The sequence below is a fragment of the Lichenicoccus sp. genome, from assembly GCF_965277665.1.
GTDB lineage: Bacteria > Pseudomonadota > Alphaproteobacteria > Acetobacterales > Acetobacteraceae > Lichenicoccus.
This window is the reverse complement of record NZ_OZ255835.1, coordinates 2619846-2634276: the sequence shown is the minus strand read 5'-3', so window position 1 is coordinate 2634276 and position 14431 is coordinate 2619846. Positions and strand designations below refer to the sequence as shown.

General features: G+C 68.0%; 15 protein-coding genes and 1 pseudogene. 7 read left to right on the top strand and 9 right to left on the bottom strand.

The genetic code is table 11. The features are described 5' to 3' along the window. Positions 1–6: 6 nt before the first annotated feature. The 3 genes from hpnI to dxs form a co-directional block, all read right to left on the bottom strand. Positions 7–1347, bottom strand: coding sequence for a bacteriohopanetetrol glucosamine biosynthesis glycosyltransferase HpnI (gene hpnI, locus ACQY4O_RS12240; RefSeq protein WP_428376643.1), 1341 nt, complete (start codon positions 1345–1347; stop codon positions 7–9). A gap of 65 nt (positions 1348–1412) precedes the next feature. Continuing rightward, a complete protein-coding gene (locus tag ACQY4O_RS12235; protein WP_428376642.1) occupies positions 1413–2045 on the bottom strand; it encodes an ABC transporter substrate-binding protein in 633 nt (210 codons plus the stop codon). A 5-nt stretch (positions 2046–2050) separates the two neighbouring features. Continuing rightward, positions 2051–4012, bottom strand: a complete 1962-nt coding sequence (dxs, locus tag ACQY4O_RS12230) for a 1-deoxy-D-xylulose-5-phosphate synthase (protein ID WP_428378185.1) — start codon at positions 4010–4012, stop codon at positions 2051–2053. 500 nt (positions 4013–4512) lie between these two features. On the opposite strand from dxs, the gene hpnH reads away from it, so the two are divergent. The 3 genes from hpnH (at position 4513) to ACQY4O_RS12215 (ending at position 7563) form a co-directional block, all read left to right on the top strand. Then, complete coding sequence (gene hpnH, locus ACQY4O_RS12225; protein WP_428376641.1) at positions 4513–5685, top strand: adenosyl-hopene transferase HpnH; 1173 nt, start codon at positions 4513–4515, stop codon at positions 5683–5685. 59 nt (positions 5686–5744) lie between these two features. Continuing rightward, entirely contained in the window at positions 5745–7034 is a 1290-nt protein-coding gene (locus tag ACQY4O_RS12220; protein ID WP_428376640.1) for a hemolysin family protein, read from the top strand. A 136-nt stretch (positions 7035–7170) separates the two neighbouring features. Beyond that, the gene (locus tag ACQY4O_RS12215; RefSeq protein ID WP_428376639.1) at positions 7171–7563 is read left to right on the top strand and encodes a GNAT family N-acetyltransferase; all 393 of its coding nucleotides are present in this window, start codon (positions 7171–7173) and stop codon (positions 7561–7563) included. A gap of 4 nt (positions 7564–7567) precedes the next feature. Here the strand turns inward: ACQY4O_RS12215 and ACQY4O_RS12210 are convergent, their stop codons facing one another. Beyond that, positions 7568–8758: a phytanoyl-CoA dioxygenase family protein gene (locus ACQY4O_RS12210; RefSeq protein ID WP_428376638.1), complete on the bottom strand. Its 1191-nt coding sequence runs from the start codon at positions 8756–8758 to the stop codon at positions 7568–7570. Positions 8759–8922: 164 nt separating this feature from the next. Here ACQY4O_RS12210 and ACQY4O_RS12205 point away from each other — a divergent pair, with 164 nt between their 5' ends. Together ACQY4O_RS12205 and ACQY4O_RS12200 are read left to right on the top strand one after the other, a co-directional pair. Next, entirely contained in the window at positions 8923–10626 is a 1704-nt protein-coding gene (locus ACQY4O_RS12205) for a methyl-accepting chemotaxis protein (protein WP_428376637.1), read from the top strand. Positions 10627–10843: 217 nt separating this feature from the next. Then, complete coding sequence (locus tag ACQY4O_RS12200; RefSeq protein ID WP_428376636.1) at positions 10844–11875, top strand: substrate-binding domain-containing protein; 1032 nt, start codon at positions 10844–10846, stop codon at positions 11873–11875. A 179-nt stretch (positions 11876–12054) separates the two neighbouring features. Here ACQY4O_RS12200 and ACQY4O_RS12195 read toward each other — a convergent pair whose 3' ends face one another. Next, positions 12055–12252, bottom strand: coding sequence for a hypothetical protein (locus ACQY4O_RS12195; RefSeq protein WP_428376635.1), 198 nt, complete (start codon positions 12250–12252; stop codon positions 12055–12057). Positions 12253–12272: 20 nt separating this feature from the next. Between ACQY4O_RS12195 and ACQY4O_RS12190 the strand changes: the two genes are divergently transcribed. Beyond that, positions 12273–12404, top strand: a complete 132-nt coding sequence (locus ACQY4O_RS12190; RefSeq protein ID WP_428376634.1) for a hypothetical protein — start codon at positions 12273–12275, stop codon at positions 12402–12404. Between the two features lie 47 nt (positions 12405–12451). On the opposite strand, the gene ACQY4O_RS12185 is transcribed toward ACQY4O_RS12190, so the two are convergent. Next, positions 12452–12994: a cupin domain-containing protein gene (locus ACQY4O_RS12185; protein WP_428376633.1), complete on the bottom strand. Its 543-nt coding sequence runs from the start codon at positions 12992–12994 to the stop codon at positions 12452–12454. Positions 12995–13116: 122 nt separating this feature from the next. On the opposite strand from ACQY4O_RS12185, the pseudogene ACQY4O_RS12180 reads away from it, so the two are divergent. After that, positions 13117–13225, top strand: a pseudogene (locus ACQY4O_RS12180) (transposase); the annotation flags it as partial. 149 nt (positions 13226–13374) lie between these two features. On the opposite strand, the gene tnpA reads toward ACQY4O_RS12180, so the two are convergent. From tnpA to ACQY4O_RS12165, 3 genes are all read right to left on the bottom strand, one after another. Beyond that, entirely contained in the window at positions 13375–13851 is a 477-nt protein-coding gene (gene tnpA / locus ACQY4O_RS12175; protein WP_428376632.1) for an IS66 family insertion sequence element accessory protein TnpA, read from the bottom strand. Positions 13852–13927: 76 nt separating this feature from the next. Continuing rightward, the gene (locus tag ACQY4O_RS12170) at positions 13928–14122 is read right to left on the bottom strand and encodes a hypothetical protein (protein WP_428376631.1); all 195 of its coding nucleotides are present in this window, start codon (positions 14120–14122) and stop codon (positions 13928–13930) included. Then, positions 14119–14352 carry a hypothetical protein gene (locus ACQY4O_RS12165; RefSeq protein ID WP_428376630.1) on the bottom strand — a complete coding sequence of 78 codons (234 nt, stop codon included), beginning with the start codon at positions 14350–14352 and terminating at the stop codon, positions 14119–14121. The genes ACQY4O_RS12170 and ACQY4O_RS12165 overlap by 4 nt, the downstream gene beginning before the upstream one ends. Positions 14353–14431 lie beyond the last annotated feature (79 nt).

Below are 14431 nucleotides of genomic sequence, written 5' to 3'. Positions count from 1 at the left end.
GATGGGTCAGTCACCTTGGGCGAGGGTCTGGTGCGCGTGGACGAGGATGGGGCGCGGCGCCAGCGGACGCGGTGCGGGCGAGGCCGCGGCAAGCGTCGATGATACCGGAGCAAGGATCGGGGGCGCATGTCCGGCAACCCCCGCGTTCCAGCCCGACACATGGAGTGTCTGGCCGCGCCAGGCAACACGCCGGCCGGTGAAGCTGGCCGCCATGACCACGGCGGACAGCCAGTCGCGGAACGGCAGCAGCAGCGACGGCAGCACCCGCGCGGCTCCGGTCAAGCGGTCGATCCGGCCGGCTGCCACCCCGCGCAGGATCCACACGGATGCGAACAGCAGCCAGGTCCAGGCCGAAGCAGGCGCCAGCAGGGGGGCGAGCGCCGCCCAGAACAGCGGGAACTGCACCGCGGACAGGCCGTAGCCGACCGGCTCGACCATGCGAACGGTCCGGCCCCAGCGGAGCTCGTGCGCGAACAGCTCGGCGGCACTGGTCTCGGCCGTGGTGGTGGCGGTCAACGACGGCGCGATCTCGATGCGCAGGCCCTGCGCGCGCACCAGCCGCCCGAGCACGCTGTCATCGGCGACGTGGCCCGAGAGCATCGACAGGCCACCGACCGCCGCCAGCGTCGACCGCTGCAAGGCCATCGTCGAGCCCAGGCAGTCCTGGCGGCCGAGCAGGCGCGACAGCAGCACGCCAGGCATGAAGTTGTGGTTGATCTGGCATGCCGCCAGCCGCTGCATCAGGTTCGACGAGGCGGGCACGCCGCGATACAGCGTCGTCACCAGGCCGACACCCGGCTGCAGCAGCGTCGTCACCACCTGCCGGAGATAGTCGGGGGCCACGTGGATATCGGAGTCCGAGATCACCAGCAGGTCATGCACCGCGTGCGGCAGCATGTTGATGAGGTTGCCGATCTTGCGGTTGGGGCCGTGCGGCGTGGGATCCACCACCAGCGACAGGTCGCGTCCCGGATAGAGCTGGCGCAGGCGCTGCACCACGGCGATCGCCGGATCGGCGGGGTCCTGCACTCCGAACACGATCTGCAGATGCGGATAGTCCTGCTCGATGAACTGGATCAGCGCCTGTTCGAGCATCGGCTCGTCGCCGTGCAGCGGCTTGAGCACCGTGACCGCGGGCAGCCGGGACGACGCCAGCGCCGACGACGCCAGAGCCGAGGACGCCAGGGCCGAGGACGCCAGTGCCGAGGCCGCGCGCGTGGCGCGCCGCGCCCTGCGATCGAACCGGTCGACCATCCAGGTCCCGGCGACCGCCTGAACGCAGCCGAGCATGGCGACGCAGCCGGCACCGGCTGCAAGCACCATCATCGGATGCGTCAGCGCGGTCATGGGCAAGTACGACACAGGCAGGTCATGCGGCGATCGGCAACCGGCTCGGGCGGAGGTGCAACACGTCAGGTACCGGAAAAGCTCTGGGTCTTCTTTTTGAGGCTCTCGATCAGAGGCGTAGCATTCCCGGACGACAAGGTCGAACCGAAATCGGAACGTTGAACCGCAACCTGGCTGATATGGCCGTCGAGCAGCACATCGACCGCCTGCCAGCCCTGCGGGAACTGCCGCATGACATAATCCACCTCAGTGGGCGCGCCGCCGGCACTGGAGAGCCGTGTCTGCACGATGCGGTCCGAGCCGTAGGGCGACGGCCGGGTCCCCGGCACGACCGTGAACGTGTCGCCATTGCCGCTGAAGTTCGAGACGTAGCGCGCGATGGTGAAGTCCCGGAACGCCTGCACGAGTTGCTGCTTCTGGTCGGCCGGCAGCGCCCGGTAACGCAGCCCCACCGAACTCTGCAGGATGGTCGGGATGCTGAGCGCCTGGTCCACGGCGGGGGCGAGTTCCTGCGATCGTCGGGCGAACGGCTCCGAGCCATGCTGTTCGGTCTGTCCCAGCGCCGCATACAGGCGCTGGATCGGCGCCGCGGCACCGGTGTCGGCCTGCGCCGCCGCCCGGCCGGGAGCAACGACAGAACACAGCAGAAGGCTCAGTGCGCCGACGAAGGGCGCGCCGTGGGGGAGGGCAGAACGCATGACCATCAGGATGTCGGGCCGGACCGCCCGACTGACAACCCCTCGGCGATCGCGTTCGGCACGCCGAGCGCGCGCAGCGCCATCTCGACGACATGGCGCGGCGAGAGGCCGGCCTCGGCGATCTGCGCCGCCGGCGTGTTGTGGTCGATCAGGCGGTCCGGCAGCGTCATCGGCCGGAACCGCACGTGGTCGAGCAGGCCGGTATGCGCCAGGTGGTGCATCACCGCCGCCCCGAAGCCGCCGGCCGCCCCCTCCTCCACGGTGATCAGCACCGCGTGGTTGCGCGCCAGCTGCTCGATCAGCGCGGTGTCGAGCGGCTTCATGAAGCGCGCATCGACCACCGTCGGCGGCAGCCCGCGCGCGGCCAGTTCGTCGGCGGCGCGCAGCACGTCGTCGAGGCGGGTGCCGAGGCTGAGCAGGGCAATGCCGCCCTTCTCGCGGCCACTCTGCCGTCCGGCCTCGCGCAGCACCCGGCCGCGCCCGATGTGGATGATCTCACCGTGCGCGGGGAGTGCGAGACCGCTGCCGTTGCCGCGCGGGTAGCGCAGCGCGATCGGGCCGGCATCGTAGGCCGCCGAGGTTGCCGTCATGTGCAGCAGCTCGAGCTCGTCGGACGGCGCCATGATGGTCATGTTCGGCAGGCAGCCGAGATAGTTCAGGTCGAACGAACCGGCATGGGTGGCGCCGTCCGCGCCCACCAGCCCGGCGCGGTCGATGGCGAAGCGCACCGGCAGGTTCTGCAGCACCACGTCGTGCACGACCTGGTCGTAGGCACGCTGCAGGAAGGTCGAGTAGATGGCGCAGAACGGCCGCAGCCCCTCGGTCGCCATGCCGGCGGCGAACGTCACCGCATGCTGCTCGGCGATCCCGACATCGAAGAACCGGTCGGGAAACCGGCGGGCGAACTTGTCCAGCCCGGTGCCGGACGGCATCGCGGCGGTGATCGCCACGATCTTCGGATCGGCCTCGGCGGCGGCCAGCAGCCCCTGCGCGAACACCGCGGTGTAGGTCGGCGGTCCGGGGGGCGCCTTGGTCTGCTCGCCGGTGATGACGTTGAACTTCGAGACCGCGTGGAACTTGTCCCCCGAGGCTTCGGCGGGCGCATAGCCGCGGCCCTTTTGGGTGATCACGTGCAGCAGCACCGGGCCCTGCTCGTCGGCCTCGCGCAGGTTGCGCAGGATCGGCAGCAGGTGGTCCATGTTGTGGCCGTCGACCGGGCCCACATAGTAGAAGCCGAGCTCCTCGAACAGCGTGCCGCCGGTCAGGATGCCGCGGGCGAACTCGTCGGCCCGCTTGGCGGTGCGCTCGATCGGGTGCGGCAGCCGCTTCGCCACCCGTCCGGCGAAGTCGCGCAGGTTCAGGAACGAGCGCGACGACATCAGCCGCGACAGGTAGTTGCTCATCGCCCCCACCGGCGGCGCGATCGACATCTCGTTGTCGTTCAGCACCACGATCAGGCGGGCGCCGGAGGACCCGGCATTGTTCATCGCCTCGTACGCCATGCCGGCGGAGATGGCGCCGTCACCGATCACCGCGATCACGTGGCGGCCCTTGAAGGACGGATCCGCCTCGGCCAGCAGGTCGTGCGCGGTCGCCATGCCGAGGCCGGCCGAGATCGAGGTCGAGGAATGCGCCGCGCCGAACGGGTCGTACTCGCTCTCGGACCGCCGCGTGAAGCCGGACAGGCCGCCGGGCTGGCGCAGCGTACGGATACGGTTCCGGCGCTCGGTCAAAATCTTGTGCGGGTAGGTCTGGTGGCCGACATCCCAGATCAGCCGGTCCCGCGGGGTGTCGAACACCGCGTGCAACGCCACCGTCAGCTCGACGACGCCGAGCGACGCGCCCAGGTGGCCGCCGGTGGTGGAGACGGTGTCGAGCGTTTCGGCGCGCAACTCGTCGGCGACCTGGCCCAGCTGCTCGGCGGACAGGTTGCGCAGGTCGAGCGGCGAGCGGATGCGGTCGAGCATGGGTGTGCGCAGGGTGCCGTCGGCATGCCGGGCGACCCCGCTCTCGACCGGCCTGAGCTTGCTGTCGCGCGAACCGCGGTCACGGGAGGCGGCGGCGGAGGGATTGGCGGGGTGCTTGTGGTCCATCGGTCAGTTCCCTCTCGTACCCACTTCATCAAAATTCAGCCAATCCGGAACCCGATCGCCCGCACACCACCGGAGTGCTGGTTCCCGGATGCCGATCCCCGAGTGCTGGTCAACGTCCAGGCAGCGCAGTCGGGTCATGCCGAACGCCGGTTCTAGGCACACCCTATCGAGTTTTGCCAGACACGGCTAGAATACTGTTGCAATATTGCCACAGTGCTTGGTCGGGAGATGGAGTTGCCGATGATTGCGGGACGTTGCACCCCTAGTCTATGAACCTGCCCGGGCTTGCAGGGCCTTTATCCAACCCGTTGGCGACCCGGTTTCGGCGTCGCCAGCAGACCGGCCGCGGGCGCCGGCACAGGAGCGGAGTTCCAATGGCCGTACCGTTGATGCAGGCAGTGCGGGTGGGCGCCTACGTCGTCAAGCAGCACATCAAGAAGCGCAAGCGTTATCCGCTGGTGCTGATGCTCGAGCCGTTGTTCCGCTGCAACCTCGCCTGCGCCGGCTGCGGCAAGATCGACTACCCGGCGCCGATCCTGAACCAGCGCATGTCGGTGCAGGAATGCCTTGATGCGGATACCGAGTGCGGCGCCCCGGTGATCGCGGTGGCCGGCGGCGAGCCGTTGCTGCACAAGGAGATGCCGCAGATCATCAGCGGCCTGCTGGCGCGCAAGAAGTATGTATACCTGTGCACCAACGCGCTGCTGCTCGAGAAGAAGATGGACGACTACCAGCCGCATCCATACTTCTCGTGGGATGTGCATCTGGACGGCGACCGCAGCATGCACGACCAGTCGGTCTGCCAGGACGGCGTGTTCGACCGCGCGGTGGCGGCGATCCGCAAAGCCAAGGCGCGCGGCTTCAGGGTCTCGATCAACTGCACCCTGTTCGACGGCGCCGATCCCCGAAGGGTCGCCGACTTCTTCGACGAGGTGATGGCGATCGGCGTGGACGGCATCATGACCGCGCCCGGCTATGCCTACGAGCGCGCCCCGGACCAGGCGCATTTCCTGAACCGCCAGAACACCAAGCAGCTGTTCCGCGACATCTTCCGCTACGGCCGCGGCAAGAAGTGGAAGTTCACCCAGTCGCCGCTGTTCCTGAACTTCCTGGCCGGCAACGAGACCTACCATTGCACGCCGTGGGGCAAGCCGCTGCGCAACGTGTTCGGCTGGCAGCGCCCCTGCTACCTGCTGGGCGAGGGCTACGCGTCGAGCTTCAAGGAGCTGATGGACGACACCGCCTGGGACCAGTACGGCACCGGCAACTACGAGAAATGCGCCGATTGCATGGTGCATTCCGGCTACGAGTCGACCGCGGTGATGGATGCGGTCAAGCGCCCGCTGCACATCCTCAAGGTGGCGCTGCGCGGGCCGCAGACCGAGGGCGAGATGGCCCCCGAGATCCCGCTCGATCGCCAGCGCCCGGCCGAATACGTGTTCAGCAAGCATGTCGACGACGCCATGGCCGAGATCAAGGCGAAGAAGCCGGCCAAGGGGCCGGTGGTGAAGCGTGTCGCGTCCGAGACCGCCGACGCCGCCGACTAACCAGAGGGGCACTGCCTCCCCAACTGGTGCGTAACAGCCCGCGCCCATAGGATGCGGGCATGGTTCTCTCCGTCGTCCTCGTGCTGCTGCTGGTGCTGGTCAACGGCGTCTTCGCCATGGGCGAGCTGGCGCTGATCTCGGCGCGGCGGCCGCGTCTGGCCGTGCTCGAGCGGCGCGGGGTGCCGGGGGCGGACCGGGCGCGCCGCCTGGCCGAGGACCCGCAGCGTTTCCTGCCCACGGTGCAGGTCGGGATCACCCTGGTCAGCATCATCGAGGGCACCTTCGGCGGTGCCCGGATCGCCGCCTCGCTGACCCCGTACCTGTCCCGGGTCGCCCTGCTGCGGCCGTTCGCCAACGAGCTGGCGCTGACGCTGGTGGTCATCGTGATCACCGCGCTGATGCTGGTGCTGGGCGAGCTGGTACCCAAGCAGCTCGCCCTGCGTCGGCCGGAGGTGATCGCGGCAAGGCTGGCGCTGCCGCTGGTGGTGCTGTCGCGCATGGCCACCCCGGCAGTCTGGCTGCTGAGCCGCTCGTCCTCGCTGGTGCTGCGCGCGGCCGGCATCAAGCGCGAGCCACGCCAGGTGGTGAGCGAGGAGGAACTGCGCGCGGTGCTGGCCGAGGGCGCCCAGGCCGGGGTGTTCGAGGTCGAGGAGCGCAACATGATCGAGCGGCTGCTGCGCCTCGCGGACCGGCCGGTGCGCGCGATCATGACGCCGCGCAACGAGCTCTCCTGGATCGAGCGCCATGCCGGACGCGAGGAGATCGTGGCGGCGCTCAAGACCGGCGTGCATACCCGCCTCGTGGTCTGCGACGGCGACGTGGATAATCCGGTCGGAATCATCCTGGTCAAGGATGCGCTCGACCTGATGCTGGACGGGCAGGAGCTGTCGGTTGATGCGCTGATGCGCGCGCCGCAGGTGGTGCCCGAGACGATCAGCGCCTTCGACGCGCTGGAGCGGCTGCGCGGGCTGCCGATCGGCCTGCTGCTGGTGCTGGACGAGTACGGCAGCTTCGAGGGCATCGTCACCAGCGCCGACGTGTTCGCGGCCATCGTCGGCGACCATGCCGAACCCGGCGTGGCGCCGGTGCACACCCATGCGCATGACGGCGTGATCAGCCTGGACGGCACGCTGGCCGCCGACGAGGTCAAGGACCGGCTGCTGCTGGGCGACCTGCCGGCGGAGGGCAGCTACCACACACTCGCTGGACTGATTTTGGCGCTGCTGCGCCGGGTTCCGGCGGTCGGCGACAAGGTGGCGTTCTCGGGCTGGATGTTCGAGGTTGTCGAGATGGACGGAAGGCGGGTGCAGCGCGTGCGCGCCAGCCGCCAAACGCTTGCCGAGAACTGATCTACCAGGAACCTTCAGGCACTCGAGGGAGGCGGGATATGGTGCAGGGCACGCTGCTCGTCGTCACGGGCATGCGCCTCTGAGCAGCCGCTACGGGCTCGAGATCCGGGCCGCCGGGTTGCAGGAGGCAGCCGGCGTGTCGGAACTGCTGCGTCTGGCGGGCACCGAGATCGCGCCGCATGAGGTCGGACAGCGCCTGGAAGCGGTCCGCCAGGGCAGCGGAACCGCCCTGGTGGCGCTGACGTGGGGGCCACCGAGCGGAATGGTGGTGCTGCACTGGTATCGCGCGCTGCTGTCGGCGGCCCCGCGGGCGCAGGTCAGCCTGCTGCTGGTGGCGCCCGAGGAGCGCCGCCGTGGCATCGGGCGGCTGCTGGTGAAGGCGGCGGCACAGGCGGCACGCACCGCCGGCTGCGACGCGCTGGAGGTGGCCGCCACCGGGGTGCAGCCCGACCTCGCCGGCTTCTGCCTGGCCACCGGCTTCGTTACGGCCGGTCCATGCTACCTGCGGCCCTTGCGGAAGACCGGATGACCGGTCAGGTCAGCCGGTTGCGGGCCTGGCGGTCGATGGCCTTATCGAACGCGTCCGGCTCCCAGCCCTGCGCCAGCGCCCGCAGCATCAGCCCGGCCTGGCTCTCCGGCGCCAGGCCGCCGATCGGCGGGTCGCGGTCGAGATTGGTCGGGAACGCATAGCCCTCGGCGCAGGCCGCGATGGCGTTGGCCGCCTGGGTCTCGGAGAGGCGCCCCTCGGCGCGCAGCGAGACCAGAACCGGGAACAGCGCACGGCTCATGCGGGTCCGGTCGACCGCCTCCATCGCGCGTCCGAAGGCCGACGAGACCTGCAGCAGGTTGGCCATCCGCCGGATGTCGCGCGAGCGGTTATGGCCGGCCGCATGGAACAAAGCGGGGTTGAAGAACACCGCGTCGCCCTTGCGCAGCTGCAACTGGACATGGTGCGCCTCGAAATAGGCGCGGAACTCGGGCCGCCCGGTCGCGAGGTAGCCCGGCTCATAGCTCTGCGAATACGGCAGGTAGAGCGTCGGCCCGCTCTCCGGCGGCATGTCGCAATGCGCCACCGCGCCCTGCAGGGTCAGCAACGGCGACAGCCGGTGCACGTGCGCCGGGTAGCGCTCGATCTCCGAGGACGACTGGAAGCCGAGATGGTAGTCGCGATGCGCCGATTGCGCGGCCCCGCCGGGATTGACGCAGTTGACCTGCGAGGTGACCTGCCAGGCCGGCCCGAGCCACGCCCGGCTTACCAGCGCGATCGCCTCGTTGCCGTAATACGCCGCGAACAGCCCCGGGTCGCGCAGGCAGAGCTTTTGCAACGCGTTCCAGACCCGGTCGTTGGCGCCGGCCTTGGCGAAATGGTCGGCCGCAACCTGGCCCGCTTCGCGCTCGGCCACGATCATCTCGTCGAACCGCGCGGTCGCCGCATCGATCACCGCAAGGTCTGTGAAGGTGTCGCGGAAGGCGACGATGCCGGGACCGTTCAGCATCGCCTCGGACCACTCGGCGAGCAGGGCCTGCCGGGCCTCGGGCTCGGCGGCAGCCGCCCGGATTGCATCGCCGTCATAGACCGGCACGTTGCCGGCGATCTCGCCGGCGAGCGGATAGTCGGTGGCCTCGGTGGTGCGCGACTGCTGGCGCGCGAACGCCTCGATGTCGCAATCCGCCGCCCGCAGCCAGGTACGGCGGCGCCGGATCTCGGTGAGGTTGTCGGTCATGGCGTTCCCTCCGTGTCGTGTTCGTTTCCTGTGGTCGAGATGACATCCACCAATAAACCGGCTTCGAACCCGCACGAGAGCGCCGCCGCCGTGCCGCCCTTAACAGCATCTTAAAATCTTCTGCCTAGATTGACTGGCGCGCTTCCTCGAAGCCGTTGGAGTACATGGAGATCGTCGTGCAGAAAGCCCTGAATAGCATCAGCATCAAGTCCAAATTGGTGGCCGCGTTTGCTCTGATGCTTGCCTGCACCGTGGCGCTGGGCATGTTCTCGGTCACGCGCGTGACGCACCTCAATCGAACCGCCTCGATGATCGGAACCGACGTCGTCGCCTCCACCGCGCTGGGCCGCGTCGCCATCGACGGCGAGCGGATGCTCTCGCTCGGGCTCGCGCGACAGGCGACAGCCAGCGCTGCCGTCAAGGCGCGCCGCACCGCCGAGTTGGAGGCGACGGCGCGAGACCTCGATGCCAACTGGTCCCGCTACGTGGCCGGCGGCCTCGGGCAGGCGGGGGAACGGCGGCTTGCCGCCGTCGAGCAGCAGGCCTGGAAACAGTATGCGGGTGCCCTGCACCAGGCCGCCGACATGGATGCGGCGGGCAACAACGACGAAGCCGAGAGCTTTCTGGAGAACGACGTTCCGAAGGCCGTGGCGGCGTTTCGTGACGCGATCGGCGCCAACGTCGTGCTCAAGCAAGCCCAGGGCACGAAGGCGGTCGGCGCCGCCGCGCGGGTCGGTGCCTCGGCGCGAGCGATGATCATCGCGATCCTGCTGGCAATGGGGCTCGCCAGCGTCGCGATCGCCTGGTTGATGATCAGCGCCATCTGCGGGCCGGTCTCGCGCATGACAAGCGCCATGCAGCGCCTCGCCAGCCGCGACCTGCAGGTCGATGTGCCCGGTGCCGGGCGCGGCGACGAGATCGGGCGCATGGCCGCCGCGGTTCTCGCCTTCAAGGACAGCATGATTGACGCCGACCGGCTCGCTGCCGAGCAAGACGCCGAACGAGGGGTCAAGGAGCGGCGCGCGGCACGGCTCGAGCAGCTTCTCGCCGCCTTCGAGGTGCAGTCCACCCACATGGTCGATCTGCTTGCCGCGGGATCGAACGAACTGACGGCGACGGCGCAGACGATGACCTCGACGGCGAGCCAGACCGATCATCGGGCACTCGCGGTCGATGGCGCCGCCGCCGAGGCCAGCACGGCCGTCAACACCGTCGCCGCAGCCGCAGAGCAACTCTCGGTCTCCAACGCCGAGATCGATCGTCAGGTCCTGCAATCGATGACCATTGCCAGGAAAGCCGTCGGCGAGAGCCTTCGCACAGATACGATCGTGCGGGATCTTGTCGGCGCGGCCGAGAGGATCGGCGACGTGGTGGACCTGATCACCGATATCGCGTCCAAGACCCACCTGCTGGCCCTGAACGCGAGGATCGAGGCGGCGCGCGCCGGAGACAACGGCAAGGGTTTCGAGGTGGTCGCCTCCGAGGTCAAGGCACTGGCGAACCAGACGGTCCAGGCGACAGGCAAGATCGGCGACCAGATCGGCCAGATCCAGTCGGCGACGCGCGAAGCGGTAAGCGCCATCCAGGGCATCACCACCATCATCGAGGAGGTGAGCCGCATCGCCGCGACGATCGCCTCGTCCGTCGCGGAGCAGGGCCTCGCAACGGTCGAGATTGCCAAGAACGCCCAGCATACTGCGCGCGCGGCCAACGACGTCAGCGAGAATATCGGCGGCGTCCGGCTGGCGTCCAAGGAGGTGGAGAGTGCAGCCGGTCAGGTGCTGGGTGCCGCGGGCGGCATCTCGGAGCAGGCCAGTTGCCTCCTGCTCGAAGTCAACCGGTTCCTGGCTGACGTGCGGGCCGCCTGAAGCCGCCACGTCCGACGGAGAATCAAATCGGACCTGCAGACTAAGGATGCTTGCGTGGCCGGAAAGCTCGGCCTAAAAGATACGTCCAAGTAACGTGTTAGATTAATGGCCTTACAGGCAAGGTTAGCTTGCTAGACCTGTGTGTAATGTGGACCAGACACAATGCACTCGTGCAGCACGATGCTTGAAATTCTTACCAGAGAGGAGAGGTATCATCATGAAACTGTCCGACAGACTGCGCTGTGCCGCGGGATGCGCCGCCGTGCTGGCCGCGACGATTGCCGCCAGGCCCGCCTCGGCTGATCAAGCCCATCCGGTCATCGGCTTCACGGTCTATGACATGACGTCGTTCATTTTCCTGGGCAAGGAGGGAGCGCAGGCGATCGCCGACGCAGACGGCGCCAAGCTCGTCTGGGCCTCCGCTCAAAGCGACCCGGCCAAGCAAGCTGCCCAGCTCCGGCAGTTCATCGATCAGAAGGTCGACGCGATCGTCGTCGCACCGCTCGCGTCGCCCGCGGTCGATGCTGCGATCCAGGCGGCGAAGGCCGCCGGCATCCCGGTGATCGTCACCAACCTCGCGGCAGGCGACCTCGTCATGAAGGATATCGTCGCCTATGTCGGGCCCGATGACGTGAAGGCGGGCGAGAGCGAAGCGATCCATGTGGTCGATGCGCTCGGCCACAAGGGTGGGCTCGTGGTGCTGCAAGGCCCGCTCGGTGGCTCCGGGGAACTCGACCGCAGCCGCGGCATCAGGAACATCCTGGCGAAGGAACCCGATGTCCACGTGCTCGGCATGGCGTCGGCGAACTGGCGGCGCACGGAGGCCTACACGCTCACGCAGACCTTCATCACGCGCTTCGGCGATAAGCTCAACGCCGTGATCTGCGAGAACGACGACATGGCGATCGGCGCGATCCAGGCGCTCCGCGAAAAGAACCTGGTCGGCAAGGTCGTCGTCGCCGGAACCGATGGCATCAAGGAGGGCATGCGCAATGTCCATGCCGGCACGCAGATCGAGACGAACCTGCAGGACGCGATGCTCGAGCTGGGTCTCGCTTTGCAGGTCGCGGTCGACAAGGTGCAGGCGCGTCCCGTCCCGAAGCTGGCGATGTTGGTCATGCCGCAACTCACCAAGGACAATGTCCAGCACTACTATGACCAGATGTTCGTCAACCTCGAACAGTTCAAAACCGGCCTGCCAGGATTGGTGAAGAAGAATCTTGCCTCTGGGACCTACGCCGAACAGTAAGCTCCCAAAGGATGGGGCTGCTTTGAAACAGCCCTATCTTATTGACAAGGCTAGAGCATGATCCGATCGATCATGCTCTAGAGCAGCATGACGTTAGTTGGAATCGCTCTGCGATGCCAACTAACTCATGAAGCTGCTCTATTTCACTCTCAAGCAGAGCATGATGTGTTCGTCATGCTCTAGCGACTTTGCTCGTGCAATCCGGAAAACGCCCCGGGGACGGCAAGCTGCAGCCCGGCATAGGCCACCGCGAACAGCAGCCCGAGATTGAGATAGATGAAGATGGCGCCGGCGATCCGGTGATGGTTCACCTCGCCGGGTCCGAACACCGCGCGTGCCATCGCAGCCGTCACCAGCAGGTTGTAGGCGAACACCATCGTGAGCGTGGTCGCTTGATTTGAACGACATCACGCTCGGCAACAACAACGGCTTCGAGGCTGGTCCCGGCTGGGATCCGGTGACGGGGCTGGGCTCGCCCAAGGGGGATGCGATCGCAGCGACCCTGTCGGAGGCGTCAGTGCGTTCCTGACGCGCCCGAGCCGGACCCCACCCCAGGGCCAACCCCGCGCGCCCCGATCAGACGGGTGCGTCGCGGCCGCGCGTCAGAAGCGGAGTGGGTTGTGGCTGCCCCTCGTAATAATCGGCCTCGCGCAGGAATCCGTGCCGGCCGAGGGCGTCGATCACGAGCGCGCCGCTGTCGGGATAGGTGCAGACCTCCCCGGGCGGCTCGGCGCCGATCGCGAGATAGACCAGGTCGCCCGTGCCGTCCGGGGTCGCGGGGTTGGCGATCTGATGGGCGATCCCGGTGTCGGCCGGACAGGAAATGCAGTCTCCGGGGCGGATCTCGTGCACGCGATCGCCGTAGCGGAACAGACCTTGCCCTTCGAGCACGACGAAGATCTCGTCGGCCATAAGGTGCGTGTGCGCCGGGCACGCGCTGTGGCCCGGGGGCACCCTTCTCGCGTTCATGCCGAGACGGCCCATCCCGAAACGCCCCGGCCCCGCATCCTTCATCGCAGGCGTCAACTCGCGCTGGAAATGCGTCCAGGCGGCGGGCACTTCGGCCGCGATTTCCGGCGCCGTGTGCATGTTGACGATCGTAGGCGCCTTCTCGGTCATGTCGTCCTCTCGTATCCGCGCCAGACAAGCGCGGGCCGATCTTCCCACATGCGCGCCGCGATCACCACGTCGTGCCGGGGGGCGAGCGCGCAGACCGGATCGGAGTTTCCGGTACGACCGGCACCATGTGGCGCTCGAAATGCGGCGGGATGGAGGTGTCGGAGGCGCGGCGTCTCAAGGCTCTGGAAGCGGAGAACGCGAGGCTGAAGCGGCTCCTGGCGGAGAGTGTCATGGACGTCTCGACGCCGAAGGAATTTCTGGCGAAAAAAAAACTCGCGACGCCCGGTTTGCGGCGGGATGCCGCCACCTGGGCGGAGCCGGTCAAGGTTCCGTCGGTCGAAGACCGATGGAAGACCGGCGGAGGGGATGACGGAGCAAGACTATCCGCAGCGGCGGGACTGCCGGTCGGTCGGCATCGACCCCAAGACATGGCCTGCACGTCGCGTCGTCGGGACGAAAAGGAGGCGCGCGCCCGTTTGCGTGACCTTGCGGGTGAACGACGCCGGTTCGGCTCTCGGCGCCTGCATGTCCTGCTCGATGAGCACGTGCTGCTGCCGCTCCTCCACCGTGTAACGCTGCCGCTGCGCCACCGTACCCACCAACTCGACCTGGCCGGTCCGGGTGCTGGGTGTTGCCGGAAGCAACGGGCAAGCAAGCTCCTCTACCCCTTGCATCGCCCCTGCGCCGGCGCCGGGCAAGCGAACTGGTTCGACCACGCCCTCCGCCGCCAGCCTGCGGCTCCAGGTGCGGTAGGTCTTGGTGTGCAGGCCGTTCTGCTGGCAGTAGGCCGTCCGGGTCAGACGGCTGCGGCGATGCGCCAGCATGTGCTGGCGCCAATACTCCCGGTCATGCCGCACGCCCGACCCACTCCGACCTGAGTCGGAACCATCAGCACGTCACCCCAGACCGCGTCAGCGTGCAGCGACCGAACGGTTACGTCGCTTGCGGCAGCAGCCCCGAAAGCAGCCGTGCGAGCAGCGGGAGCGCCGGGATTGACGCGGTTGGCTTGCGAGGTGACCTGCCAGGCCGCCCGAGCCACGCCTCGCTGACCAGCGCGATCGCATCGTCGATCATCGCATGGTCGGCGAAGGCCGCGCGGAGGGCGACGATGCCGGGGCCGGCCGTCATCGCGTCGCACCACTCGGCGAGCAGGACCTGCCGGGCCTCGGGATCGGCGGCAGCCGCCCGGATTGCATCGCCGTCATGACCGGCACGTTGCCGGCGATCGCGTCTGCGAGCGGGTATTCGGCGGCTTCGGTGGTGCGCGACCGCTGGCGCGCGAACGCCTCGATGTTGCAATCCGCTTCCCGCAGCCAGGTGCGGGGGCGCCGGATCCCGGCAGGGTTGTCGGCTTTCATCGGGTCCTCGCTCTTGATCCGGCTTTCCTGTGCGGCCTCTGCGCGGAGTTGCGTCCTGTCCAGCAATCGTTGTTCAATC

Excerpts from the sequence above, each read along its gene's own strand:
- ACQY4O_RS12185 (WP_428376633.1), bottom strand. The coding sequence starts at position 12,994 with ATGACCGAGAAGGCGCCTACGATCGTCAACATGCACACGGCGCCGGAA.
- ACQY4O_RS12200 (WP_428376636.1), top strand. The coding sequence starts at position 10,844 with ATGAAACTGTCCGACAGACTGCGCTGTGCCGCGGGATGCGCCGCCGTG.
- hpnH (WP_428376641.1), top strand. The coding sequence starts at position 4,513 with ATGGCCGTACCGTTGATGCAGGCAGTGCGGGTGGGCGCCTACGTCGTC.
- ACQY4O_RS12165 (WP_428376630.1), bottom strand. The coding sequence starts at position 14,352 with ATGAAAGCCGACAACCCTGCCGGGATCCGGCGCCCCCGCACCTGGCTG.
- ACQY4O_RS12205 (WP_428376637.1), top strand. The coding sequence starts at position 8,923 with ATGGAGATCGTCGTGCAGAAAGCCCTGAATAGCATCAGCATCAAGTCC.
- ACQY4O_RS12235 (WP_428376642.1), bottom strand. The coding sequence starts at position 2,045 with ATGCGTTCTGCCCTCCCCCACGGCGCGCCCTTCGTCGGCGCACTGAGC.
- dxs (WP_428378185.1), bottom strand. The coding sequence starts at position 4,012 with ATGCTCGACCGCATCCGCTCGCCGCTCGACCTGCGCAACCTGTCCGCC.
- hpnI (WP_428376643.1), bottom strand. The coding sequence starts at position 1,347 with ATGACCGCGCTGACGCATCCGATGATGGTGCTTGCAGCCGGTGCCGGC.
- ACQY4O_RS12220 (WP_428376640.1), top strand. The coding sequence starts at position 5,745 with ATGGTTCTCTCCGTCGTCCTCGTGCTGCTGCTGGTGCTGGTCAACGGC.
- ACQY4O_RS12195 (WP_428376635.1), bottom strand. The coding sequence starts at position 12,252 with ATGGTGTTCGCCTACAACCTGCTGGTGACGGCTGCGATGGCACGCGCG.
- ACQY4O_RS12170 (WP_428376631.1), bottom strand. The coding sequence starts at position 14,122 with ATGACGGCCGGCCCCGGCATCGTCGCCCTCCGCGCGGCCTTCGCCGAC.
- ACQY4O_RS12210 (WP_428376638.1), bottom strand. The coding sequence starts at position 8,758 with ATGACCGACAACCTCACCGAGATCCGGCGCCGCCGTACCTGGCTGCGG.